The 22526-nt window shown below is 51.0% G+C and carries 25 protein-coding genes and 1 pseudogene; 18 read left to right on the top strand and 8 right to left on the bottom strand.

The genetic code is table 11. From position 1 onward, the window contains the following. Positions 1-15: 15 nt before the first annotated feature. The 6 genes from IPF95_07370 to era all read right to left on the bottom strand — a co-directional run bounded on the left by IPF95_07370 (position 16) and on the right by era (position 9563). On the bottom strand, positions 16-2472 hold the full coding sequence (locus IPF95_07370; protein MBK6474516.1) for a TonB-dependent receptor: 2457 nt from the start codon (positions 2470-2472) through the stop codon (positions 16-18). Between the two features lie 180 nt (positions 2473-2652). Further along, positions 2653-5715, bottom strand: a complete 3063-nt coding sequence (locus IPF95_07365; GenBank protein ID MBK6474515.1) for a choice-of-anchor L domain-containing protein — start codon at positions 5713-5715, stop codon at positions 2653-2655. Positions 5716-6048: 333 nt separating this feature from the next. Beyond that, entirely contained in the window at positions 6049-6555 is a 507-nt protein-coding gene (locus IPF95_07360) for a hypothetical protein (GenBank protein MBK6474514.1), read from the bottom strand. A gap of 29 nt (positions 6556-6584) precedes the next feature. After that, on the bottom strand, positions 6585-7142 hold the full coding sequence (locus tag IPF95_07355; GenBank protein ID MBK6474513.1) for a hypothetical protein: 558 nt from the start codon (positions 7140-7142) through the stop codon (positions 6585-6587). A gap of 207 nt (positions 7143-7349) precedes the next feature. Next, on the bottom strand, positions 7350-8654 hold the full coding sequence (gene der, locus IPF95_07350; GenBank protein ID MBK6474512.1) for a ribosome biogenesis GTPase Der: 1305 nt from the start codon (positions 8652-8654) through the stop codon (positions 7350-7352). Positions 8655-8687: 33 nt separating this feature from the next. After that, on the bottom strand, positions 8688-9563 hold the full coding sequence (era, locus tag IPF95_07345) for a GTPase Era (protein MBK6474511.1): 876 nt from the start codon (positions 9561-9563) through the stop codon (positions 8688-8690). A gap of 288 nt (positions 9564-9851) precedes the next feature. Between era and IPF95_07340 the strand changes: the two genes are divergently transcribed. Then, the gene (locus IPF95_07340; GenBank protein ID MBK6474510.1) at positions 9852-10592 is read left to right on the top strand and encodes a hypothetical protein; all 741 of its coding nucleotides are present in this window, start codon (positions 9852-9854) and stop codon (positions 10590-10592) included. Between the two features lie 74 nt (positions 10593-10666). Further along, positions 10667-12298, top strand: a complete 1632-nt coding sequence (locus tag IPF95_07335; GenBank protein ID MBK6474509.1) for an NAD-dependent malic enzyme — start codon at positions 10667-10669, stop codon at positions 12296-12298. A 160-nt stretch (positions 12299-12458) separates the two neighbouring features. Here IPF95_07335 and IPF95_07330 read toward each other — a convergent pair whose 3' ends face one another. Together IPF95_07330 and IPF95_07325 are read right to left on the bottom strand one after the other, a co-directional pair. Next, positions 12459-13550: a T9SS type A sorting domain-containing protein gene (locus tag IPF95_07330; GenBank protein MBK6474508.1), complete on the bottom strand. Its 1092-nt coding sequence runs from the start codon at positions 13548-13550 to the stop codon at positions 12459-12461. A gap of 199 nt (positions 13551-13749) precedes the next feature. After that, positions 13750-14013, bottom strand: a complete 264-nt coding sequence (locus IPF95_07325; GenBank protein MBK6474507.1) for an efflux RND transporter permease subunit — start codon at positions 14011-14013, stop codon at positions 13750-13752. 178 nt (positions 14014-14191) lie between these two features. On the opposite strand from IPF95_07325, the gene IPF95_07320 reads away from it, so the two are divergent. From IPF95_07320 to IPF95_07245, 16 genes and pseudogenes are all read left to right on the top strand, one after another. Further along, positions 14192-14569 carry a winged helix-turn-helix transcriptional regulator gene (locus tag IPF95_07320; protein ID MBK6474506.1) on the top strand — a complete coding sequence of 126 codons (378 nt, stop codon included), beginning with the start codon at positions 14192-14194 and terminating at the stop codon, positions 14567-14569. After that, positions 14550-15041 carry an SRPBCC family protein gene (locus IPF95_07315; protein ID MBK6474505.1) on the top strand — a complete coding sequence of 164 codons (492 nt, stop codon included), beginning with the start codon at positions 14550-14552 and terminating at the stop codon, positions 15039-15041. The genes IPF95_07320 and IPF95_07315 overlap by 20 nt, the downstream gene beginning before the upstream one ends. A 467-nt stretch (positions 15042-15508) precedes the next feature. Next, positions 15509-16012: an SRPBCC domain-containing protein gene (locus IPF95_07310; GenBank protein ID MBK6474504.1), complete on the top strand. Its 504-nt coding sequence runs from the start codon at positions 15509-15511 to the stop codon at positions 16010-16012. A 22-nt stretch (positions 16013-16034) separates the two neighbouring features. Next, the gene (locus IPF95_07305) at positions 16035-16571 is read left to right on the top strand and encodes an SRPBCC domain-containing protein (GenBank protein MBK6474503.1); all 537 of its coding nucleotides are present in this window, start codon (positions 16035-16037) and stop codon (positions 16569-16571) included. Further along, positions 16571-17050, top strand: coding sequence for an SRPBCC family protein (locus IPF95_07300; protein MBK6474502.1), 480 nt, complete (start codon positions 16571-16573; stop codon positions 17048-17050). Before IPF95_07305 ends, IPF95_07300 begins: the two co-directional genes overlap by 1 nt. 3 nt (positions 17051-17053) lie before the next feature. Beyond that, a complete protein-coding gene (locus IPF95_07295) occupies positions 17054-17446 on the top strand; it encodes a DUF1801 domain-containing protein (GenBank protein ID MBK6474501.1) in 393 nt (130 codons plus the stop codon). 8 nt (positions 17447-17454) lie between these two features. Continuing rightward, positions 17455-17916, top strand: a complete 462-nt coding sequence (locus tag IPF95_07290; GenBank protein MBK6474500.1) for a GyrI-like domain-containing protein — start codon at positions 17455-17457, stop codon at positions 17914-17916. Between the two features lie 6 nt (positions 17917-17922). After that, positions 17923-18684 carry a DNA alkylation repair protein gene (locus IPF95_07285; protein ID MBK6474499.1) on the top strand — a complete coding sequence of 254 codons (762 nt, stop codon included), beginning with the start codon at positions 17923-17925 and terminating at the stop codon, positions 18682-18684. 22 nt (positions 18685-18706) lie between these two features. Next, positions 18707-19300 (top strand): YdeI/OmpD-associated family protein, encoded by a 594-nt coding sequence (locus IPF95_07280; protein MBK6474498.1) that lies wholly within the window; start codon positions 18707-18709, stop codon positions 19298-19300. 62 nt (positions 19301-19362) lie between these two features. Then, positions 19363-19716 (top strand): VOC family protein, encoded by a 354-nt coding sequence (locus tag IPF95_07275; GenBank protein MBK6474497.1) that lies wholly within the window; start codon positions 19363-19365, stop codon positions 19714-19716. 53 nt (positions 19717-19769) lie between these two features. Next, positions 19770-20210: pseudogene (locus IPF95_07270) on the top strand (VOC family protein). Positions 20211-20255: 45 nt separating this feature from the next. Then, positions 20256-20666, top strand: coding sequence for a VOC family protein (locus tag IPF95_07265; protein MBK6474496.1), 411 nt, complete (start codon positions 20256-20258; stop codon positions 20664-20666). A gap of 12 nt (positions 20667-20678) precedes the next feature. After that, the gene (locus tag IPF95_07260; protein ID MBK6474495.1) at positions 20679-21143 is read left to right on the top strand and encodes an SRPBCC domain-containing protein; all 465 of its coding nucleotides are present in this window, start codon (positions 20679-20681) and stop codon (positions 21141-21143) included. Continuing rightward, the gene (locus IPF95_07255) at positions 21140-21556 is read left to right on the top strand and encodes a DUF1801 domain-containing protein (GenBank protein MBK6474494.1); all 417 of its coding nucleotides are present in this window, start codon (positions 21140-21142) and stop codon (positions 21554-21556) included. The genes IPF95_07260 and IPF95_07255 overlap by 4 nt, the downstream gene beginning before the upstream one ends. Positions 21557-21582: 26 nt before the next feature. After that, positions 21583-22110 (top strand): SRPBCC family protein, encoded by a 528-nt coding sequence (locus IPF95_07250; protein MBK6474493.1) that lies wholly within the window; start codon positions 21583-21585, stop codon positions 22108-22110. A 19-nt stretch (positions 22111-22129) separates the two neighbouring features. Next, positions 22130-22513 (top strand): DoxX family protein, encoded by a 384-nt coding sequence (locus IPF95_07245; GenBank protein ID MBK6474492.1) that lies wholly within the window; start codon positions 22130-22132, stop codon positions 22511-22513. The last annotated feature ends 13 nt before the right edge of the window (positions 22514-22526 follow it).

Genomic DNA, 22526 nt, shown 5'->3' with positions numbered 1-22526 from the left:
ACCCAACACTCCGGTTCAGAAATTTGCTCTTAAGCTCAGCGTGAAATTGCGCCCAGGTGCGCTGATATTGCTCGAGAACGTGCGGTAGTTGTTATCCATGATATTCTCCAACCCTGCTTGGATCATGATGTTCTTGCTCACGGTAAATGCCGTTCGAACATTCAGGGTATACCACGCAGGCATTCCATTGGCTGTGGCATTGCTCAAGTTGTCCTCACCGTTAACGTTGTAGTCCTTCAACCGCTTCCATCCATTATACAGAACGTAGGTCTCGATCCTGAAACGCTTCACGTTCCACTCCAAAGATGTTCGCCCATAAACAGGTGGGACATGGTCCAATGGAACATCGGTGGTATCTGTTTCAATACGACCATAGGTGTAGTTCACAGAACTGCGGAGCACGAACCCGCGATCGAATTGGATGATCATTGACCCACTACCTCCGCACAGGTGGGCTTTCCCGGCATTCAGCATCGTAACGACCTTGCTGGTAACGCCGTCATAAACAATACTATCCTGCCCGTTGAATTGTGCATTTCCGACCGTAAGTGCATCCCGGAACCAGGTAACGAATCCTGTGCCTTCGAGCGTTACGACACTGGAGATCGTCTTGCTGATCGTGGCCTCCAGATTCATCGTATGCTCAGGTTTCAAGGAGGTATTTGGCACGATCACCAGACCCGGAGCGCTATCGAACACCTTACTCAGGTCATCCACATTCGGCGCTCGGAATCCTGTGCTACCCAATACACTGAACCGCCATTCCTTTCCCGGCATGAACATGATGCCCAACCTGCCGCTGAGTGCGGAGTTGTTCTGTGACGTTCTACCAACAAGAAAAGCATAGTTGGCCGTATCCTTGAATGTGGCTTCCAAACCGGTATTCGTGAAACGCAGCCCTTCGCTGATCACCCATTTTGGTGACAATTCCATCGTATGGGAAATGTAAGCGGCGGCTGTGTTCATACTGGCGCCTCCATCCGCGTAGCGCGTTAGTGATGGCGTTACATCACCATTTACCGTATTGGTGTTGGTCGCTGTTGAGTTAACATCATTGTAGGTTCCCTCTAGGCCATACCGTATTTCATGTATGCCGGTTCGTTTTTCAAGGTCGGCATTGAGTGCAAATACATTCACCTTCTCCACTTGGGCATCGGTATCATCATCGCGATAGTTCCGTTTGTTACGGCTTTGTTCAAGGGCTTGGAACGATGGTATGATCCGAATAAGATCGAAAAGCCTACGCGACTTTTCGATATTCAATGCATAAGATGCGAGGAATCGTTTCTGCGGACCATAATACCATTCCGCATAGCGTGGAGCGCCGTTCCGCAATTGCGTGAGTCTATCATATCGAGGCACATCGGTACTTGTACTGTATTGCACGTTCAGGTCATGCGTAACACCAATACCACCCGCAAGTCTGAATTTCTGCAACAGATCCAGTTGCTTATAGCCACTGCCGACCTGCACATTACTATCATCATTCACCACGGTGTAATCGATCCCATTGATACGTTCCACATACCATTCCCGGCGACCATGGTCCTCGTAGAATGGATTGCGCGTGCTACCTTGCCGCAGGTCACCGAAGTCACTTGCGGTAATTGATGTGAAGCTTGCAAGTTTCTTTCCGCGCAGTTCGAAACCAGCGTGTGCGGTCTTTTCAGTATTTGCAGAAGAATAACGCATGAATGCGTCACCTGTAAAAGCATCTTCAGTAGTCCCCAACAACTTCGGAGTTCGTGTAGTAAAATGGATAACACCACCCAACGCATCACTACCGTATGCAACTGAAGCCGGACCGCTGATCACCTCCACCTTCTCCAATGCATTCTGATCCATGGTAACGATATCCTGCAAATGACCAGCGCGGTAGATCGCATTATTCATTCTAACGCCATCGACCACAAGAAGGATCTTGCTTGCTTCGAAACCACGGATCACCGGGCTTCCGCCGCCAAGTTGGCTTTTTTGTACGAATACGGTGCCGCTGTTCTGGAGAAGGTCCGCAGTGCTCTGCGTTTCATATTGACGGATCTCCCGTGCTTGGATCACATCGATCTTCTCCGGCACATCTCGTTTCTTTTCTTCAAAACGACTGGCACTCGTAACGAATTCTTCCAACGTATACGCTTGTCGATCCAAAAGCAATTCACCGCCCAGCGCCACAAGCTGATCATAGCTGAGCGACAACGTGCGATAGCTCACATGTTCAATAACGATCACCTCCGCACCTTTGAATGGTTCAATGTCCACCTGACCTTTCGCATTCGAAATTGAATTCAACTTAGGTAATTCACAACTGAATGAAACACCTTCAACCGGAGCGAGAGTGGACTTTTCGGCCACGGTAATGATCTGTGTTTGACCAAAGAGCGTAGCATTACATAACACAATGCTTATCAGGATCATCCACACTTTCAATGCGGAGCCCCGGGATAATAGTATACCGGTTCTGAAGAATGTCATGCGGGAAAAGTTCTACTATTCGATCCAGGCCAAGGATCATCCTACTAGCGGGTGGAATACTTGCGTGGGGCGGCGAATGTATTTAGTCTGCACGAATAATTCAAAACCACAATGTTCGGTTTAACAAGTTCAGTGTTGCGGGAATTTATTGGCTCGCGCCGATCAAGGCCGTTCCACGGATCACTTATCGGCGATGTCCTGACCGAGCAATGTAACGGACCCGATCCCTTCACGGACGCGGATACGCTCTCCTGCGGCAATGAATTTATAGATATAAACCCCGGTCGGCGCGAAGTCTCCGTTGCCGAAGCGGCCATCCCACTTCTGATCAGGTGCATTTGCAGTGAACACAGGAGCACCCCAGCGATCGAAGATCGTGTAGGTCAAGCTTTCCACCTTGTAACCAACCGGACCAAAACCATCATTGATACCATCGCCGTTCGGAGTGAATGCATTGGGAAAGAAGATCTGTGAAGCTGGTGTAATGAATACACTATCGACATCCATACAACCATTAGCTGTCGTAGCGGTCACTGTTGCCCAATATTCATCCTGATCGGCGAACGTATTCACGACCGGATTACCGAATGCCGGTCCTCCGGAGCTGAATTCCCAAGCATAAGAGGCGTTGTCCGGATCACATACTGCATGCAATTCGAATTCATCACCCTCGATATTGGTGGTATAGATAGTTACTACTGGGATCTCCACGCGAACGTGCACTAGATCGGAAACAACCGCACCACATCCATCCGTAACAACCACCGTGAAGGTAGTGTCCCCCAGTGGATAAACGATGATCGCATCCGTTGTTTCGTTACTTGGCGTCCATAGATATGTATACGTCCCGGTACCGGACCCACCCGTAGGTTCCGCGAGCAACGTGGCACTTCCCGCTTCGCATGCCCATACGGTATGCGGAAGGTTCACACCGAGTTGCTCAGGTGCGTGAACAGTAACACTTGCGTTCGCACTACCGGAACAATTATCGATCACGGCTACGGTGTAGGTCGCATCCTCGGTCACTGGCACGATCAGCGTAGACCCATTCCCGAGCACCGTTCCACTCGCATCGAACCATGTATAAGAGTATTGGCCATCGCCACCGGTGATCGATGTTGCAAAAAGCGTTGCATTACCACCGAAGCAGTTCACGGTAACATCGCTTGGAATGACCACTTCGATCGGATCAACATCCGGAGGCGACACCACAACGCTCGCATTTTCCACAGCGCTGCATGCATCATTCACGGTAACTTGGTAGGTGCCTTGATCACCGTTCGCCACGATTACGTTCACAGCGGTAGAAACCACTGAACCGTTCATGGACCAGCTGTATGTGTAAGGTTCGATGCCACCTGTGACCGACAGTACAGCTAGATCTACTTCACCTTGACAAGGCAAATAAAGATCGCCGGTCACGGTAACATCAAGTATAGCTGGCGGAGCAACTGAAACAATGACCGTTCCTTGTTGAGACCCACCGCAATCATCACTCACGGTGAGCGTATAGGTACCGGCTTGCGCAGCTTCGACCTGGATATTCTGTGTGGTACCAACGACGGTTCCGTTCAAACTCCATGAGTACGAGAACGGTGGTGTTCCACCCGAGATGCTTAGCACATCCAACTCAACGCTGCCTACACAGGTCAACTCCACATCACTCGTTAAGGTCATGTTGATCGGAGGACTCACTGGTGCCCCCACGACCACATCGCTTTGCATGGATCCACCACACCCGTCATTCACCGTCATGGTATAAGTACCGGGAGCGTTGTTCGGCACCGTATAGCTGGCTCCATTTGCGACCGCGGATCCATTGTATGACCACGTTTGTGTGAACGGAGGAGTGCCACCTGTCAGGTTCAAAACAGCGATATCCACTGTTCCGCTGCACGGCAAATTCAGATCGGGTGTAAGGTTCAAAATGATCGCTGGACTTACTGGTGACCCTACGACCACATCGCCTTGCATGGATCCTCCGCAGCCGTCATTCACTGTCATGGTATAGGTTCCAGGGGCATTGTTCGGTACCGTGTAGCTGGCTCCATTGGCAACCACGGATCCATTGTATGACCACGTTTGTGTCAACGGAGGAGTGCCACCTGCTAGGTTCAAAACAGCGATATCCACTGTTCCGCTACACGGCAAATTCAGATCGGGTGTAAGGTTCAAAACGATAGCCGGACTCACCGGCGCGCCAACGATCACCTGTTCCTGCATAGTACCTCCACAGCCATCAGTCACCGTTGCGGTATAGGTACCATTCTGCCCTGGACCCACAGTGATCGTCTGATCGGTGCTGATCGCATTTCCCCCAAAGCTCCACTCGTAGGTGTATGGAGGAATTCCACCTGTAACATTAAGAATGCTGATATCAACAGACCCGCTGCAAGGAAGGTTAAGATCCGGCGTAACTGAAACATCCATGGTTGGGCTGCTGAACGCATTGGCTTGCAGAAAAACCCCGCTATCGTAGTAGGTATCAAGTGCATCACCTACCGCCAGTTTGATGTGGTATTGTTGACCACATTGCACAGTAGCAGTTGCTGCAATGGAAGTAGTCAGTCCATCGAATTGGATGTAATAGTCATCACTATTGAACGGGAATGAAAACCCATCACCATTATCCACATAATACTGCGGATAGTCGAAATTATTCAGCGTATTGATACTTACCGGGGTAGATGTACCGGGGATCAGTGCAATGTTGACTGCGCCGTTGGAAAACGACCCGTTGATACCTGGACCGCTCAAGAAAAAGCCAAAAACATCATTGAATTGATCAACGAACTCGAGGTACTCTTCCGATGCAAAAACGAAATTGAATGAGATCTGGCTACCTGATGGAATGAAGTCAAATTCGAGCACAGCCGCATCATTGATCATTTCACCATTCGCCAAGGATTGAAGGTCCGGGTCGGTAGTGCTCCATGCTATGGGCGCTTCAGCATTATCGAAATTATTCGGGCCGATCGCTACTTGCGTTCCGCCCGAAGCCATGAACACGCCGTTATTGATCCCAACGTTCGCATTAGCACTGTTGAATGCCGAAAGTTGTTCGTACACCGCATTCCCCGAATTGCCATTGAAGGTGATATTGCTCACGGCCACACCGCCTCCGAGAAGGACGTTCTGGACCAGTGCAGTAGCCGTCTGGGAATTATCGATCACTAATTGAGCATTCCCCTGTGAAGTGAGAAGTAGCGTAAGGAATAATACCGGGAGATTGTAGTGGTTCATGATCCGTTGTCTTTGAGAGCGCAAAACAACTGCGGTGGAAGAGCGGAATCGAGCGGGATCGAGCAAGTGGCAGGCCATGATGAGCAAGTGGCGGGAGAGTACCATTGCCACACCACAAAACTCCGAAAACACGCATCCCTAAATCAATCCCCAAAATGGGGGATTGAATTCATAAGTACCTGATCATAAATAAGATACAAGGTCAACAAATGTTCATATCATCGTTTAATTTGCACCAAACGGCATTTTAGGACCGAAGTTGCAGAAACGGCATTGATCCTTAAAGGTCCGTGCGCCCCGATGGAGAAGCGCCTCATAAAAGCGTAAGACCTGCTACTCCGTATCGTAATTGTACACAGCCGGACCTACGGCACAATTAAGTTCAGTTACGGTAACGGTGACCGAAGCGTTCACGCATGGGGCTGCACTTGGAACCGTGTATACATAAGGCCCTGAAGCATCCGTTGCTGGGTCGTAAATGGCTGGATGCGGTGCACCTAAGTAGGTCCATGTTCCACCTGCTGCTGGGGTCCCTGCTAATTGGGTGAATAGGTCTTGAACACCTAAACTAGCGCAGAATGGATAATTAGAATCCACCCCGGCGTTGGGAGCTTGGTTGACGAAAAGAATAACGGTGCTGGAGGCATTCATACAAGGTGCTTGTCCGATAACGGTGTAGGTATAGACCCCTGAAGGCCCTCCACTGGGATAAGCCCAAGTTCCGCCTATATCCGGTGCTCCACCTAAGGAGTTAAACAAAATGACAGTCGTATCGGTGCTGCATATCGTGAGCGTCCCATTGGTGCCCGCATTGGGTGGCTCAGTGGCATTGTAAGACACTATTGAACTTGCGGAACACCCACCTTCGGTTACGGTGTACTCCAGGACATTGGGTCCATATTGACCCCATTATAGAGACCACTTGGTGGTGAGACCAACGTACCGGTCCCTTGAACAATGGTCCATATTCCGCCTGGATCCGGTGTCCCACCCAAAAGTGTTGCAAAATCTACTGAAGGCACAATACCACAGATCGAGACCGAAGTACCATAACCGGTATCAGGCGTAGGAAAGACCAGTGCTGTGTTGCTCGCTGCACTTTGCATGACGGGCATAGTGCTGCGAACGCGCACCAAGTATCCAGGACCGTCCGTGCCAAGAGGAGCATTACATGAGATCAACGCTGACCCTGTTCCGAATTGCGTTCCGATCGCGGACGGTGCTGCGAATGAACCAGTGGCATCCGAAAGCTCAACAATGAAATTATTCCCAGCAAGGAATGCGCCAGTGGCTTGGAACGATACATCGAACGAAACCCCGGGACAAACCTCAACAACCGCCAAAGGATCCAAGGTGATCTGCGCATGGGAGATCATTCCAACGATCAACGAGAACGAGAACAACAAGGTCCGCTTCATCTTGGTCATCAACTTAAATTCATTTCAAAGGAACACACGAAGATACATTTTGATCTATTGCACGCTCAACACGCGTTCTCCACATGTCATCCGTCAATACCGATCTCCAAGAAAGTCCGGTCAACCAAATGTAGGGTGCTGTATGTGCGCATCCGTATTGGGCACTAACTCCATGAACGGATCCCACGTCGATCAATACGATAAGGAACCAACGAACTACTTCTTACGGAAGAACAACCGGATCGGCACTCCTGTAAAACGATAGTTCTCGCGCAACCGATTCTCCAGGAATCGCTCGTAGCTGGGTTTTATGTACTGCGGTAGATTGCAATAGAATGCGAACGATGGAACCACCGTCGGCAACTGATTAACGAATTTGATGGAAACCTGCTTTCCCTTGTACATCGCCGGTGGCTGATGCTCAATGATCGGCAACATCAGATCATTCAGTTTGCGCGTGGAGATGCGCCTTTTACGATCTTCATAGACCTGCATGCCGATCTCCATGGCCTTCAAGATACGTTGTTTTTCAGTTACAGCTACGAACAGCACGGGCACGTCCGTAAAGGGTTGCATGCGGTGTTTAACTTCCGCTTCGAATTCCTTCGTGGTATTGGTGTCCTTCTTGATCAGATCCCATTTGTTCACCAACACGACCAACCCTTTACCGTTCTTTTGGATGATACCCAGAATATGAAGATCCTGCTGCTGTATGCCATCCTGAGCATCGATCATGAGCAAGCACACATCACTCTCTTCAATGGCCCGGATCGAGCGTATAACGCTATAGAATTCAATATCCTCGTCGACCTTTTGTTTCTTCCGTATTCCGGCCGTATCGAGTAACATCACATCATGCCCGAAAACGTTCCACCGTGTGTTGATGGGATCGCGTGTTGTACCTGCCACAGGTGTCACAATGTTCTGTTCGCGCCCAAGCAGCGCATTGACCAGCGAGGATTTCCCAACGTTGGGTTTTCCTACTATCGCGAATTTAGGGATGTCCACCTCTTCCTCTTCCGTAGGTTTAGTGAATCCTTTTACAACTGCATCCAAGACCTCACCGGTACCTGCGCCACTTGTTGATGCCATGGTGAATACTTCGCCAAGTCCAAGGCTATAGAAATCAGCAGCAGCGTATTGTTGGTTGTTCTCATCCACTTTGTTGGCGACCAATATCACCGGCTTCTTCACTTTACGCAACATGGTAGCGATCGCTGTATCCATGCCTGTGACGCCGTGTTTCACATCCACCATGAAAATGATGGAATCGGCCTCTTCGATCGCCAAATTCACTTGCTTGCGGATCTCTGCTTCGAAGACATCATCACTACCACTGATGTATCCACCTGTATCGATGACACTGAAGACCACTCCATTCCATTCGGCTTTACCGTAATGGCGATCGCGTGTAGTACCTGCCACGTTATCAGTAATTGCTTCCTTGCTTTCGATCAGGCGATTGAAGAACGTGCTTTTACCCACGTTCGGCCTGCCAACTATTGCGACGATATTTCCCATGTTCCAAGTCCCGCCGATACCGACGGAACGTTATCAATAACCGTATTTGTTCAATTTATCAGGGCTTTCACGCCAATCCGCGTCCACCTTCACCTTAAGATCAAGGAATACTTTTCGATCAATGTATTTGGAGATCGCGATCCGCGCTTGGGTCCCCATACGCCGTAACGCATTTCCTCCTTGACCGATAATAATGCCTTTCTGTGTTTCCCGCATTACGATGATGTCCGCTTGGATCTTCACAAGCGCTGGAAGGTCCTCATAACTATTCACCACCACTTCAGTACTGTATGGGATCTCCTGTTTGTAATTGGCAAGCACTTTTTCTCTGATCAGTTCACTGATGAAGAACCGTAGATTCCGATCACTCAGCTCATCCTTCGGAAAATACGCTGGATGTTCCGGCAGTTGCGAGATCAAATAATTCTTGAGCTCCTCTACGTTCAATGCATGCAAAGCAGACAACGGGACAGTCTTGGCCTCCGGGAATTGCGCTTGCCAAAGTTCCAAGGAAGCCAGTACCTGATCTTCATCACCCTTATCCACTTTGTTCACAAGCAGAACGGTCGGGCCCGTGTATCGTTTAGCGCGCTTCAGCAATTGTTCACTACGTTCCGGACGTTGTCCCAACTCGACCATGATCACGAGCAGGTCGGCATCATCGAGCGCTTCTTCAACCGCACCCATCATACGCTGTTGCATAGGGTATTGCGGATCCAGAATACCGGGAGTATCGCTCAATACAAGCTGATAGTCATCCCCGTTCAAGATCCCGAGGATCCTGTGTCGCGTGGTCTGCGCTTTCGGATTCACGATCACGAGCTGCTCACCCAGCAGAGCATTCAACAGGGTGCTTTTACCCGTGTTGGGTTCCCCGATTATGTTGACGTATCCTGCTTTATGTGCCATTGAGCGTGCGAAGGTCGTGAATGTTCCGTCCACCGCCCTTATCAACCATTCCCTGAGCTAAGGAAGATGGGCTTAATCTCGCAGGACTCAGTTCCGACCTTCCAGTGTGATTATTTGACAATGTACCCGACCAATGTTAGTAAGTGGAACATTACATGCCTGTTCATTGGATGCTAAGGAAGAGTCCAATTGAACATTATGACCAATATGGTGTATGTCTAATAGCAACTTCTGCTCAGGATCATGCAAATTTCTGGTAATGTGCATCGTATACCAATAAACTCCCACATGAAACTGTTCCACATATTGTTCGTTCTGGTCGTTTCTCACGAAACCGTTGAAGCGCAGAACCAGCTACAACCGTTCGAGGTGGAGCACATGACCCGTGGATACTTCTACGCATCATCCATTGGCCCTGATGCATTGAAAGGTCATGGTGGATGGGGTGGATCCGACAACCCTTCTATTCCGTTCACTCCCAGTGCACACGCGAAGGGGTTGGAGATAACTGTTGATACCTTGCACATTGTTCCATTCGATAGCATTTTTCAAGGACGAAGTGTGGAGGTGCGTAATAACGGGCCCGATACTCTGTTCTTTCCAGCGCAGGACAGCCGAGTATACCTTAAGACACAAGCAATGCATAAAGGCAAGTTCGAGGACATCGAATATTTACCGAGTTCATGGTGTGGCAATAGTTATCACACGCTATACTTGGCACCAAGTGAGAAATGGGTCTTTGTAATGCCGAAGTATGATGGCCCCAATTCAACCGAACTGCGCCTGGAATTGACATACCGTTCATCCACCATTTACAAGGATACCTTGGTACAGTTCAGCCACCTATTTCCCGGAGGAGTTCATTCGAAACAGTTCACTAAAAAGCTCGACCATGATCCTGCAGGGCTCATGGATCCATATAACGATCAGGCTCCTCTTTTGGCGATGTGTCGAGCAAGCGTCCCGGCTCATGAGGATAAGCCTAGAGTCGCTTGGTGGGGCAACTTCGATCAATGGATAAGACATTGAACCCGTGTGTCACTTACAGGATCCAAAGCTGAAGTTGCGCAAACCGTACCGCGCCTTCCTACCTTGCTCGACTTATGGAACTGAAGAAAAAAGGCGTCGACGTACTACGCGATGCAACATTGACCCGTTCTGTCGAATTCACGCATGCGGAACGCCAAGCACTTGGCTTACGCGGTCTACTTCCCTATTCCGTGGCTACGCACCAACAGCAATTGGAGCGGGTTATGGAGAGCCTAAGACGAAAGCAGAATGACATTGAACGCTACATCCTTCTCAACGCTTTACAAGACCGTAATGAGCGCCTGTTCTACTCGGTCATCATCGAGCATATCGAAGAGATCATGCCCTTGATCTACACACCGACGGTGGGTGAAGCATGTAAGGAGTTCTCTCATATTTTCAGACAGACCAAAGGATTCTACATCACACCGGACGACAAAGGCGAGATCCGTGAGTTGTTGGATAACTGGCCTGAAAAGGACATTCGTGTTATTGTCGTTACGGATGGTCAGCGCATACTTGGCTTAGGTGATCTCGGAGCGAACGGCATGGGCATACCGATCGGTAAGGTGGCGCTCTATACGGCTACCGCAGGTATCGACCCACGTCATTGTCTACCGGTCATGCTGGATGTTGGTACGGACAATGAGGACCTGTTGAACGACGTATTATATCTGGGGTATCCGAAGAAACGGATGCCACAGGGACTGTATTTTGAGCTGATCGAAGAATTCGTACAGGCCATACAGCAGAAATATCCCAATGCCCTGATCCAGTTCGAGGATTTCTCGACACCGAATGCATACGCTTTATTGGAGAAATACAGAGAAAACATACTCAGCTTCAACGATGATATTCAGGGTACGGCAGCTGTAGCGTTAGCTGGTGTGTATGCATCTACGCGGATCACCGGTTCGCAGTTCAAGGACCTGCGTGTCCTATTCCTCGGTGCCGGATCTGCCGCTACGGGGATCGCGGACCTAATGGTTTCCGCATTTCAGGAAGCCGGGCTGAGCAAAGAAGAAGCGTATCGGAGAACGTGGTTCGTGGATAGCAAAGGCCTGATCGTAAATGGTCGGAAAAACCTGAAGCCACATAACTTACGCTACGCGCACGACCACGCGGAAATGTCCTTCATGGAGGCGCTCGGGGCAATAATGCCTAATATCCTGATTGGAGCTACCGGATCGCCGGGAACCTTTGATCAACAAGTGATAGAGAAAATGACAGCGATGAACGAACGACCCGTGATCTTCGCACTATCAAACCCAACATCACGTGCCGAGTGTACCGCTGAAGAAGCCTATACGTGGAGCAAGGGCAAAGCTGTATTCACCAGTGGCAGTCCATTCGACAAAGTATACTATGAAGGAAAGGAGTTCCTTCCCGGACAAGGCAACAACGCATACATCTACCCCGGCATTGGGTTAGGCGCGATCGCGTCGAACACGCGCATCATTACCGATGCGATGTTCCTGATAGCTGCTCGAACGTTAGCGGACAACGTGCAAGAGAAAGACATAAGCCGAGGCTCCTTATTTCCACGGCTCACCGAGATCCGTAACCTATCCTTAGCAGTTGCCGTGGCCGTTGCTGAAGAAGCATACCGCACAGGTACTGCACGAACTGAAAAGCCAGCTGACGTGAAGACCTACATCCAAGGTATGATGTATGACCCAACAACCGTAGATCCACAGGCGGAATAAGGAATTGGCATTTCAGCACAAGGTCTTGTTACGGTCAATAAAACCACCGATCGAACTTCCGGTTGAAATTGTGAAGCTGTTCAAATGGCGTTTCGCGATCAGCGGATCGTTGATTCCTACTGGGATGTTTGTGATGGTTCGTTGGTGACCATGGGACACTTCATTTAACGAGCCTACTAACCCGTTTATCAAGCCCCGTTCTGTAAATGATCAAATAAACTCCTGACGATAAACCACTTAGATCCAGATGTGAGGTGCCCTTGCCAACTCGGGTTTTAAATACCTGTTTTCCAAGTGGGTCAATGATCTGGAATTCATACACGTTTTCTTTAGCCATGATCTGCAATTGATCAACGACTGGATTAGGATAGAACGAAAGCTCGTCCTCCATCGTGTAACCGTCCGTAATAGACGTCACACCACATCCGGTACTTGCCAGATTCGCCGCTGTCCAAAGCAAGTTCCTTTGTGCCACATTGCTATTCAGTGCCGTATAAACTCTTTCATTTTGTCCGGGTGTGAACATCCTATTGCAAAGCGTATAAGTCATGAAGTTCTCAGTATTCGCATTTACCCCAGGTACACAGCTAGGTGCATCCTGAAAGCAGATCGCACTAAATTCCATAGGCGGCGTATCCGCAACTTCATCATCTCCACATCCACCAACACCGGTACTATCTTGCCAAAGAAGCTTCAAATTCAAATACCGACCGACTGAAAGGCAGATCCCCCGGCTTTGGCCTTGGAGCGCGGTACCATTTGAACCGATGAAAAAATGCATCACCATAACACCATCACGTGTTGGGTCTTGATCAACTAATTCCGGGAGCAATGAAGTAATGTTGCTGGAGTCACCCGTATTGCTTGCTACGGTCCAGATATTCAAATAACGATCACGTGGCCATTGATTGATATACGCCGCATCAATACCGCCTTCATGGGTCAACGGTGTTTCAATTCGTTCAATTCCGGTTGTTGGAATGCCTTGTGGGTCCATAGAAGCCAAACAAAACTCAATGTCCATATCTGCAACCAACGTATCGAAGGGCGGCTGTATGGATTCACCGAACCCTTCATTGAAACCGGTATTCAAGATCGACATGCAATCATAGATCTGCGCATCGGAAATGTTCTCTGGACCGTTATCGTGTAGGACATGGAACACTACTGGAATCGTATAGGTCTGAGCCAATAAACGACCAGAGATCAGAATAAAGACAACAACGAACAGATGGCAATTTCGAGATATCATAGATATGGGGTTCTATGGTGGTCAAACGGCAATGTGTAACGAAGAAAGTAAAATAGTCCATGACCCAACCATGAAAACCGCCTTAGGTCATACTCAATTCAGGAACGGTTTGACACACAGGAAAAATGGCGCCATTAATGGTTGGCTCCTGATCAACAACAACAATTACACATCACCCCTTCCTGCCGACCCGCCGCAATCACGTCGGCAATTCCACAAGTAACAGTGGCAAAGCGAACACTAAACCACCGATCAGTGCAATAGCCAAGGGTTGGTGCGGTTGTGTTCCGGTGCCTATGCCCATATCGAGTGGAGCAAATGCCATGATCGCTACAAAGGCGGTCATGAGTTCAGGTCGAAGACGCGCGGCGTCGGCGTATTCGATAATACCGTTTCGAATTACAGAATAGCCCGAAGATGCGAAGCTATTTTGTACCTGAGCGATACAGAATAGTTGTTGCATAGCCTGAGCTACGGAACCACTATTTTGGAGAAGCTCAAGTGAAAAAGAGCGAGTAGATCGGGGGATACTGTAGTTCGAATTGGTATAAGATGTTTATTGGCAGCCCTTTTTATCATCTTCAAATTTTCGATAGCTTCGAATTTTTGTATTTAACCAAACGGTTATATACATTTGTCCCATGCTTGCTCCAGACCGTCTCAGTTCCACATTTCAAGCCCTTGCCGATCCTACGAGACGCGCCATCCTTGCGCGCTTGTCCGAGGGCGAGGCTTCAGTGACGCAGTTAGCGGAACCGTTCAGCATGAGCATGCCCGCCATCAGCAAACACCTCAAAGTATTGGAGCGTGCAAATCTCATTTCGCGAGGAAAGGAAGCGCAATGGCGACCCTGCAAGTTGGAAGCCGCACCGCTGGAGGCCGCTTCCGATTGGGTGGAGCAGTACCGCGCCATATGGGAGGCCCGCTTCGACCGCTTGGATGCATATCTGCAGGAAGTGCAGGCTAAAGGAAAGAAAGCCACAAAACCACGCGCGACAAATGGACGCAAGAAGAGCTGATCCCGGATCTGTCGCGGACACTAAGGACCGCGAGATCGTCACCACACGGATCATTGATGCACCACGCGAACTGGTGTGGAAGGCATTTGCCGACACCAAGGCACTCGCCCAATGGTATGGGCCCAACGGATTCACGCTGACGACAAAAGTGTTCGATTTCAAGGAAGGTGGCGACTGGATATTTATGATGCACGGCCCGGATGGTCGCAACTATCCCAACATCGTGCACTTCATCAAGATACTTGAACCGGTGCGCATTGTACACGACCACGGGGACGATGAAGGCAAGATCAGCTTTCTGGCGGAGATCACCCTGGACGCGGTTGGCAACAAGACCCGGGTCACCTTACGATCCGTATTCCAGAGCAAGGAAGCACTTGAATTTGTCGTAAGGGAACATGGTGCTGCGGAAGGAGCCCAGCAGACACTAGGTCGTTTGGACGAACTCGTAAAGCAGATGCGCGACCGATGAGAGCTATCCGCAACGATAGCGTCGAAGTGTTGGATATGATCACGGATCCTACAGCACCGGCACATGTGATCAGTCGCTTGCTGGCCGCATCGGAAGAACATGTTCGCAACGTCCTACTGGATCCAGCGCTGCGGGCCATCTGGGCCAGATCCGGTGCGCATACGACGAGTATTCATTCTGTTAAATTGGATCAGGGTGAGTTGCTGGTGAAGGAATTCGTCCAAGGCCAAGTGATCGACATCAGGATCCATTTGCAGGAGCGCACGACGGGTTGCGCTGTTGATGTGGAACTGCGGTTGGAAACGGAGTTGGATATAGCCAACGTTTACGATCTGAGCATTGATGACCTTTGGGAGGCACGACTGTATGCTATTGCTGATCTACTCGCATCCCGCAAGCTTCGCATAACCAATGCACCACGGATACCAGTGGACCAACTTCAGCTAACATCTAGACATTATTGGAACATGGGCCAGCAAGCACTCTTCAATTTCATCGTTGAGAAGAATGAGCACACCGTGACCGTAGAGCGCTCGTTCAACGCCCCGGTTGACCTGGTATGGGCCGCATGGACCGATCCAGAGATCCTTTGCAAGTGGTGGGCACCAAAACCTTACCGGTGTTTGATCAAGTCACTTGACTTCCGCGAGGGTGGCCGCTGGCTATATTGCATGGAAGGCCCGCAAGGCGATCGACATTGGTGCTTCTTCGATTATGAAGCGATCCGGCCGAAGTCGTATTTCTCCGGTAGTGATGCGTTCTGCAACGAACAGGGCGAGGCCAACAGCACTAAGCCCAAGGTGCGCTGGGAAGCGCATTTTAGCGAAAGCGATGGAAGAACGATCGTGCGCATCCAGTTGTACTTCGATACAACGGAAGACCTCGAGCAGATCGTGCAAATGGGCTTCAAGGAAGGATTCACCATGGGCCTCGATCAGTTGGATGAACTTCTAGTTGGGCCCAAGGCCTGATGTGTAACACAAACGAACGACCATGACAACCTCTTCCCAACCTTCCAAACCAACCAACTCTACCAAGCCGCACATCGTCACGCGCGAATTCGAAGCGCCGCGCGAACTGGTACGGGATGTTTGCACGCAGCCCGGACACCTCGCCGCCTGGTTCGCGCCCGGCGGTCGCAAAGGTTCGGTTAAGTCGTTCGACTTCCGCGTCGGCGGCATGATCCATTATTGCCAGACTGCACCCGATGGCAGCGACCCCGTCTGGGGCCGTGCCATATACACGGAGATCAGCCCGAAGCACCGAATCGTGTACATGCAGAGCTTCAGCGATGAGAGCGCCAACATAGGCTCGCATCCGATGGCGCCTGGCTGGCCGCGCGTGATGCATTGCATCTACCGCTTCGAAGATCTGGGCAAGAACCGAACGCGATTCACCGTCGAATGGACGCCGGCGGATGACAGCAGCGCGGAATCCATCGCCCTGTTCGACAGCGCTCGTGCTGGCATGGACGGGGGCTGGAAGGGCACATTGGACAATCTGGAGAACTACATAAAAACCATACGTTGATGAGCAACAAAGTCCAATTTTCCTCCATGGGTGATCGCGAGATCGTCATCACACGCTCCTTCAACGCGCCCCGTGCGCTCGTTTTCGATGCGATGAGCAAAGCCGAAATGATGAAGCAGTGGTTCCACGGCGCTCCGGGCTGGACACTCAGCACCTGCGAGATCGACCTACGTGTCGGTGGGCGTTATCGATGGGTCTGGACGAACGACGCCGGTGATGAAATGGGCATGGGTGGTGAATACAAGGAGGTGAAGCGCCCTGAACGCATCGTGAGCACAGAGAAGTTCGACCAGGCATGGTACCCTGGAGAAGCCGTAAGTACACTTGAACTCTCTGACCAAGGCAAGCAGACGCTGATGACGCTCACCGTGCAGTACGAGTCGAAAGCTGCGCGGGATGGAGTGCTGGCTGTCCCGATGGAGAGCGAAATGGAGTTCGGTTACCAACGCCTCGATCACTACCTCGCCCAACAGCATTGAGACATGGCTGAACCACGCTTAGACCTTGCCGTTACTGAATTACTCGATGCCAACAAGCATCCGCTCCGGAGGGAGATCGATGCCTTGCGCAAGATCATCCTTGGTGCGGACAAGTCGATCGAGGAAGGCGTGAAATGGAACGCTGCCAGTTTTCGCACCACAGAATGGTTCGCCACACTGAATGGTCCGAAGCAAGTGAAGGAGGCCACGATCATCCTACACGCCGGAGCGAAGGTGAAAGGGACAGATGTGAAGGCGAACATGACGGATCCTTCGGGCATGATCAAATGGCTCGGTGCCGATAGAGGAATGATCACATTCTTCTCGACGAATGATATTGAAGCGAAACAGAAAGAACTCACCGCGTTGATCAGAGCATGGATCGCGCTTATCTGAACAATTCCATGATTACCACACCCGAGAACATTACCACCACGGAACAGCGCACTGCCGTTATCCATCTCGTTATTCCAGGCCGCGATATGCCGAAGTATATGGATCCTGCGATACAAGAGATCTTGAAGGTCTTGAAGGATCAAAACCTCGAGCCGGACGGACCGATGTTTTCCTATCACCACAGGCGACCATCGGATACGTTCGATTTCGAATTGGGATTCCCTGTGAAGGAAACGTTCAAACCGGTCGGACGTGTGGTAAGTGGCATGTTGCCGGGAGAGAAGGTCATTCGTTCAGTCTACCAAGGCCCATATGAAAAGATGGGTGAAGCGTGGACCGAATTACAAACTTGGGTGCGCGACAGGAAACTTGCGGAGACCGGTCGTTTCTGGGAAAGCTACTTGAACAACCCGGAAGAGGTGAAGGATCCGAAGGAGTATCGTACGGAGTTGAATTGGGTGATAAGCTGATATGTAATGGCGACCAAGCGCACCTCACAAACTGAAGTGATCGACCGCAATACCGGGAAGCGAAATGACGCGACCGATGTAGACGCGGTCTTGGCCGAATTGCAGCGCTGGAGCAGCAAGAAGGTGCGCGAGGAAATGGAACCGCGCTACGGAGTGGTGACCAAGAAGGCATATGGCGTGATGATGCGCGACATTCAGAAGGTGGCCAAGAGCATTGGAAAGAATCATGAATTCGCCCTGGCTTTGTGGAAAACGGGGTGGTACGAAGCCCGCATTGTGGCCTGCATGGTCGATGATCCGGCAAAAGTGACCGCCGCACAAATGGACGCTTGGTGCAAGGATTTCGACAATTGGGGAATCGTGGATACCGTCTGCTTCTTGCTATTCGACAAGACGCCGTACACATTCCCCAAGATCAAGCAGTGGGCCAAGCGGAAGCCCGAATTCGAGAAGCGCGCTGCTTTTGCCTTGCTTGCCAGTGTGGCGTTGCACGACAAAAAGAGCGATGACAAGCCATTTCTGGCATGCTTCCCGCTGATCCGCGCCGCAGCCAACGACGAGCGCAACTTCGTGAAGAAGGGGGTGAGTTGGGCACTGCGCGGGATCGCAGGGCGGAGCACGGCCCTGCGTGATGCCTCCATGGAACTGGCCGAGGAACTCGCTGCAAGCGGGAACCCGACCGAACGCTGGGTGGGAAAGGATGTGCTTCGTGACATCAAACGACCATTGATCGCCAAACGCGCGGCCAAACAGGACAAGAAGAAGTGACCCGATCGAATTCAGACCTGCAATGAAGAAGCAAGCACCACCGATCCCCGACGACCGCCCGATCCTGCCGTTCGAGACCGCGCAAGCCTGGGATACTTGGCTTGCGAAGCATGGCGGATCCTCGCCGGGCATCTACATCAAGATAGCTAAGAAGGATAGTGGTATACGGTCGGTCACGTATCCCGAGGCCTTGGAGGTGGCTTTGTGCTATGGTTGGATCGATGCCATCAAGCGGAGTTTCGACGAAGAATGGTTCTTGCAAAAGTTCCTTCCGAGGAAAACACGCAGCATTTGGAGCGAGATCAACAAGAAAAAAGTGCAAGCCCTGATCAAAGCCAAGTTGATGCGCCCGGCCGGGCTGGCAGCGGTGGAGCAGGCCAAAGCGAACGGTGAATGGGACAAAGCTTACGCACCCGCACGAACGATCACTGTTCCGCCAGATCTGGGATCAGCTCTTAAGAAGAACAAGAAAGCAGCCGCCTTCTTCAAGACCTTGTCTGGAAGCAACCGCTACGCGATACTGCACCGCCTGCACACGGCGAAGAAGGAAGAGACACGAGCCAAACGGCTCGCACTCTTTGTCGGGATGCTTGAGCGGGGAGAGACGATACACTGAACCAGCCCACCAACAAGAACTACCAACAAGAGCATCACCTCGAATTCAAATCACCCTTCACCATGAGCACCATCCAAAAGATCAGCCCGAACCTCTGGTTCAACGGCAACGCCGAAGAGGCGGCCAACTACTACGTTTCCATTTTTCCGAACTCACGCATCGGCAGGAAACTGCTCGTCACCGAGGATGTGGCGAAGGAGAATGGGCAGGTGCTCGGTTCGCTGCTCTTTCTCGAATTCGAGTTGGACGGACAACTCTTTCAAGGTCTGAACGGTGGCCCCCAGTTCACCTTCAATGAGGCGGTATCCTTCGTTGTGAATTGCAAGGACCAGGTCAAGGTGAACCGTGCCATGGCGTCCATGATGCAGATGAAAAAGCTGGACATCGCAGAAATGCAACGCGCATTCAACGACTGAAGACGGACATTTATAGAAGCCAACGAACAACCAACCAAACAACCAAAACGCCGATGGCAAGCACCAGTACCCAACTCTACTTCGTCGGTAAGACCGAGGACGCATTTGCCTTCTACAGCGAAGTTTTTCGCTCGGATTTCACGGGCGAACCCGTGCGCTTTTCCGCCATGCCCGCGATGGAAGGACAACCCCGAATGTCGAAGGCCGAGCAGGATCTCATCATGCACATTGCGTTGCCGATCCTTGGCGGACACAAGCTGGTAGGCACCGATGTGCTGGAGGAACGATTAGGCATCAAACTGAATATTGGCAATAATGTCCAGATCCTCTTGTAGCCGGACACCCGGACAGAGACCGACAGGCTTTGCAAGGAATTGTCCGATGGAGGCGAGGTGGACATGCCGTTGCAGGAAATGCCGTGGGGCGATTACTACGGAAGTTGCATCGATCGCTTCGGTGTGATGTGGGTGTTCACTTGCGCGGCGAAACAGTAGGTGGTTCGGGCCAAACGAAGAGAAACCATTCAAACAACCAACAACATGCCAACCCAGATATTCGTCAACATGCAGGTCAATGACCTCGCCAAGTCGAAAGCTTTCTTTGAAGCGCTCGGCTATTCGTTCAATGCCCAATTCACCAACGATGATGCGGCCGCATTGGTGATCAGTGATACCATCTACGCGATGCTGCATACGCCAAAAAGCATGACGCGCTTCCTTCCAAAAGGGAAGTCTGCCGCCGATGCAACGAAACACACCGAAGTACTGCTGGCTCTTTCCTTCGAGAGCAAGGATGCCGTGAACGAGATCTACGATAAGGCTATTGCTGCAGGTGCTACCGAATGCCGCCCGATAGAGGATCACGGGTTCATGTACGGCCGCAGCTTCAATGACTTGGATGGCCACATCTGGGAGGTATTCTGGATGGATCCAACCGCTGTCAACAGTTGATATGGACCTGGTATGAGAACGATGAACGACCAAGAACAACGAACGCTGACCATACAGCGCACTTTCGATGCACCAGTTGAACTCGTCTTTGCTGCATGGACCAAGCCGAAACATCTTGTAAGGTGGTTCGGTCCGAACGATTTCACTTTGCCCACATGTGAGCAGGACTTCCGAGTGAACGGAAAGTACAACTTTTGCATGCGTGCCCCGGACGGCACTGACCATTGGGTGCGCGGCGAGTATCGCGAGATCAGAGAATTCGATCGCTTGGTCTTTACATGGACACGCGATGATGGACAGCCAGCACCTTGGGTGGACAATATGGTTACCCTTGAGTTCGAGGAGGTGAAGGGCATGACAAGGATGACTATGCGACATGCCCTGTTCTCCACTGAACATGATCGCAACGATCATCAGGGCGGCTGGGGCGAGTGCTTCGATCGTCTAGCAACCTTCCTCAATTCTGTACGCGGATGAAACCGTCAGCAAAGAACACGGACGAGTACTTGATGCAATTGCCCAATGATCAAGCGAAAGCCTTGCAGAAACTGCGCAAGCAGATCCTCGCTGCTGTACCGAAGTGCGAAGAGTATTTCGGATACGGTCTTCCTGGCTTTAAGTACAACGGCCATCCTCTGGTTTACATGGGAGCCGCGAAGAAGCATTGCGCGCTGTATGCGAGCCTACCCAAAGGATTCGATGAACAACTGAAGGATTTCGAGCGGAGCAAAGGCACCGTTAAATTCACGCCGGAGAAGCCGATCCCAGCATCGGTGGTAAAAACGATCGTGAAAGCGAAAGTCAGTGAGGTGGAAGAACGTTGGGGGACGGGGATCAAGAAGAATGTTCGTACAACAGCGTCGGGAATTAAGAGCAAGCACTCTGCATAAGAACGAAAACAAACAACCTTGCGACCATGCTCATCTATATCCTCATCGGCCTCGCCGTTCTCGTAGTCATCATCCTCATCGCAGCCAGTGCAAAGCCCGACACTGTGTGCTACGAACGCAGCGTCGTCATAAGCGCGCCGCCCGATCGCATACTTCCACATATTACGGACTTCCACAAATGGAGCGCATGGTCGCCGTGGGAGAAGAAGGACCCTGACATGAAACGCAAGTACACCGGAACTCCAAGTGGCAAGGGCGCGAAGTACGCGTGGATCGGGAATGGAAAAGTCGGAGAAGGGTCCATGGAAGTGCGTGATGTGATCTCGAACGCAGTGAACATCGACATGCGTTTCATTAAGCCATTCAAGAACGATTGTGACATGTGGTTCCGTTGCACTCCTGAAGGCCCGGGCACAAAAGTGAACTGGAGCATGGAGAGCCGCAACCTCTTTATGGGCAAGGTGATGAGCCTCTTGATCAACATGGATAAGATGATCGGTAAGGACTTCGAAAACGGGCTGGCCGATCTGAAGAAGCAAGCTGAAACGAATTGAACGACCATTATCACCGACCATGAAACGACTCGACCTCACCTACTGGATCATCACCGGCCTCTTCAGCGCCTTCATGATCTTCAGCAGCATCGGCGGCATCACGCTGGACCCGCAAGCTGTAGAAATGCTTCACGACCATTTGGGTTACCCTATTTACTTCATCCAATGGCTCTCGGTCATCAAGCTTATAGGGGCCATTGCCATTCTGTTGCCCATGGTGCCTGCTCGGGTGAAGGAGTGGACCTACTTCGGTTTCTTCATCGATCTGGTCACTGGCATGTACTCCTTCATCGCGGTGGGAGATCCGGTCTCAGGTTGGGCGCCGATGCTTTTGTTCGTTGCAGTACTTGTGGCGGCGTATGTGATACACCACAGGCGACAAGCACTGCGCGCTTCGCGGTGATCCGTACCCGGTC

It is taken from the genome of Flavobacteriales bacterium, from assembly GCA_016704485.1.
GTDB lineage: Bacteria > Bacteroidota > Bacteroidia > Flavobacteriales_F > PHOS-HE28 > PHOS-HE28.
The sequence above is the reverse complement of the archived record's forward strand: the minus strand, read 5'-3'. Positions and strand labels throughout refer to the sequence as shown.

Bases quoted from the DNA above. Each gene is read 5' to 3' on its own strand.
- IPF95_07370 (MBK6474516.1), bottom strand. From the start codon at position 2,472: ATGACATTCTTCAGAACCGGTATACTATTATCCCGGGGCTCCGCATTG.
- IPF95_07365 (MBK6474515.1), bottom strand. From the start codon at position 5,715: ATGAACCACTACAATCTCCCGGTATTATTCCTTACGCTACTTCTCACT.
- IPF95_07355 (MBK6474513.1), bottom strand. From the start codon at position 7,142: ATGACCAAGATGAAGCGGACCTTGTTGTTCTCGTTCTCGTTGATCGTT.
- der (MBK6474512.1), bottom strand. From the start codon at position 8,654: ATGGGAAATATCGTCGCAATAGTTGGCAGGCCGAACGTGGGTAAAAGC.
- era (MBK6474511.1), bottom strand. From the start codon at position 9,563: ATGGCACATAAAGCAGGATACGTCAACATAATCGGGGAACCCAACACG.
- IPF95_07340 (MBK6474510.1), top strand. From the start codon at position 9,852: ATGAAACTGTTCCACATATTGTTCGTTCTGGTCGTTTCTCACGAAACC.
- IPF95_07335 (MBK6474509.1), top strand. From the start codon at position 10,667: ATGGAACTGAAGAAAAAAGGCGTCGACGTACTACGCGATGCAACATTG.
- IPF95_07330 (MBK6474508.1), bottom strand. From the start codon at position 13,550: ATGATATCTCGAAATTGCCATCTGTTCGTTGTTGTCTTTATTCTGATC.
- IPF95_07325 (MBK6474507.1), bottom strand. From the start codon at position 14,013: ATGCAACAACTATTCTGTATCGCTCAGGTACAAAATAGCTTCGCATCT.
- IPF95_07320 (MBK6474506.1), top strand. From the start codon at position 14,192: ATGCTTGCTCCAGACCGTCTCAGTTCCACATTTCAAGCCCTTGCCGAT.
- IPF95_07315 (MBK6474505.1), top strand. From the start codon at position 14,550: ATGGACGCAAGAAGAGCTGATCCCGGATCTGTCGCGGACACTAAGGAC.
- IPF95_07310 (MBK6474504.1), top strand. From the start codon at position 15,509: ATGGGCCAGCAAGCACTCTTCAATTTCATCGTTGAGAAGAATGAGCAC.
- IPF95_07305 (MBK6474503.1), top strand. From the start codon at position 16,035: ATGACAACCTCTTCCCAACCTTCCAAACCAACCAACTCTACCAAGCCG.
- IPF95_07300 (MBK6474502.1), top strand. From the start codon at position 16,571: ATGAGCAACAAAGTCCAATTTTCCTCCATGGGTGATCGCGAGATCGTC.
- IPF95_07295 (MBK6474501.1), top strand. From the start codon at position 17,054: ATGGCTGAACCACGCTTAGACCTTGCCGTTACTGAATTACTCGATGCC.
- IPF95_07290 (MBK6474500.1), top strand. From the start codon at position 17,455: ATGATTACCACACCCGAGAACATTACCACCACGGAACAGCGCACTGCC.
- IPF95_07285 (MBK6474499.1), top strand. From the start codon at position 17,923: ATGGCGACCAAGCGCACCTCACAAACTGAAGTGATCGACCGCAATACC.
- IPF95_07280 (MBK6474498.1), top strand. From the start codon at position 18,707: ATGAAGAAGCAAGCACCACCGATCCCCGACGACCGCCCGATCCTGCCG.
- IPF95_07275 (MBK6474497.1), top strand. From the start codon at position 19,363: ATGAGCACCATCCAAAAGATCAGCCCGAACCTCTGGTTCAACGGCAAC.
- IPF95_07265 (MBK6474496.1), top strand. From the start codon at position 20,256: ATGCCAACCCAGATATTCGTCAACATGCAGGTCAATGACCTCGCCAAG.
- IPF95_07260 (MBK6474495.1), top strand. From the start codon at position 20,679: ATGAGAACGATGAACGACCAAGAACAACGAACGCTGACCATACAGCGC.
- IPF95_07255 (MBK6474494.1), top strand. From the start codon at position 21,140: ATGAAACCGTCAGCAAAGAACACGGACGAGTACTTGATGCAATTGCCC.
- IPF95_07250 (MBK6474493.1), top strand. From the start codon at position 21,583: ATGCTCATCTATATCCTCATCGGCCTCGCCGTTCTCGTAGTCATCATC.
- IPF95_07245 (MBK6474492.1), top strand. From the start codon at position 22,130: ATGAAACGACTCGACCTCACCTACTGGATCATCACCGGCCTCTTCAGC.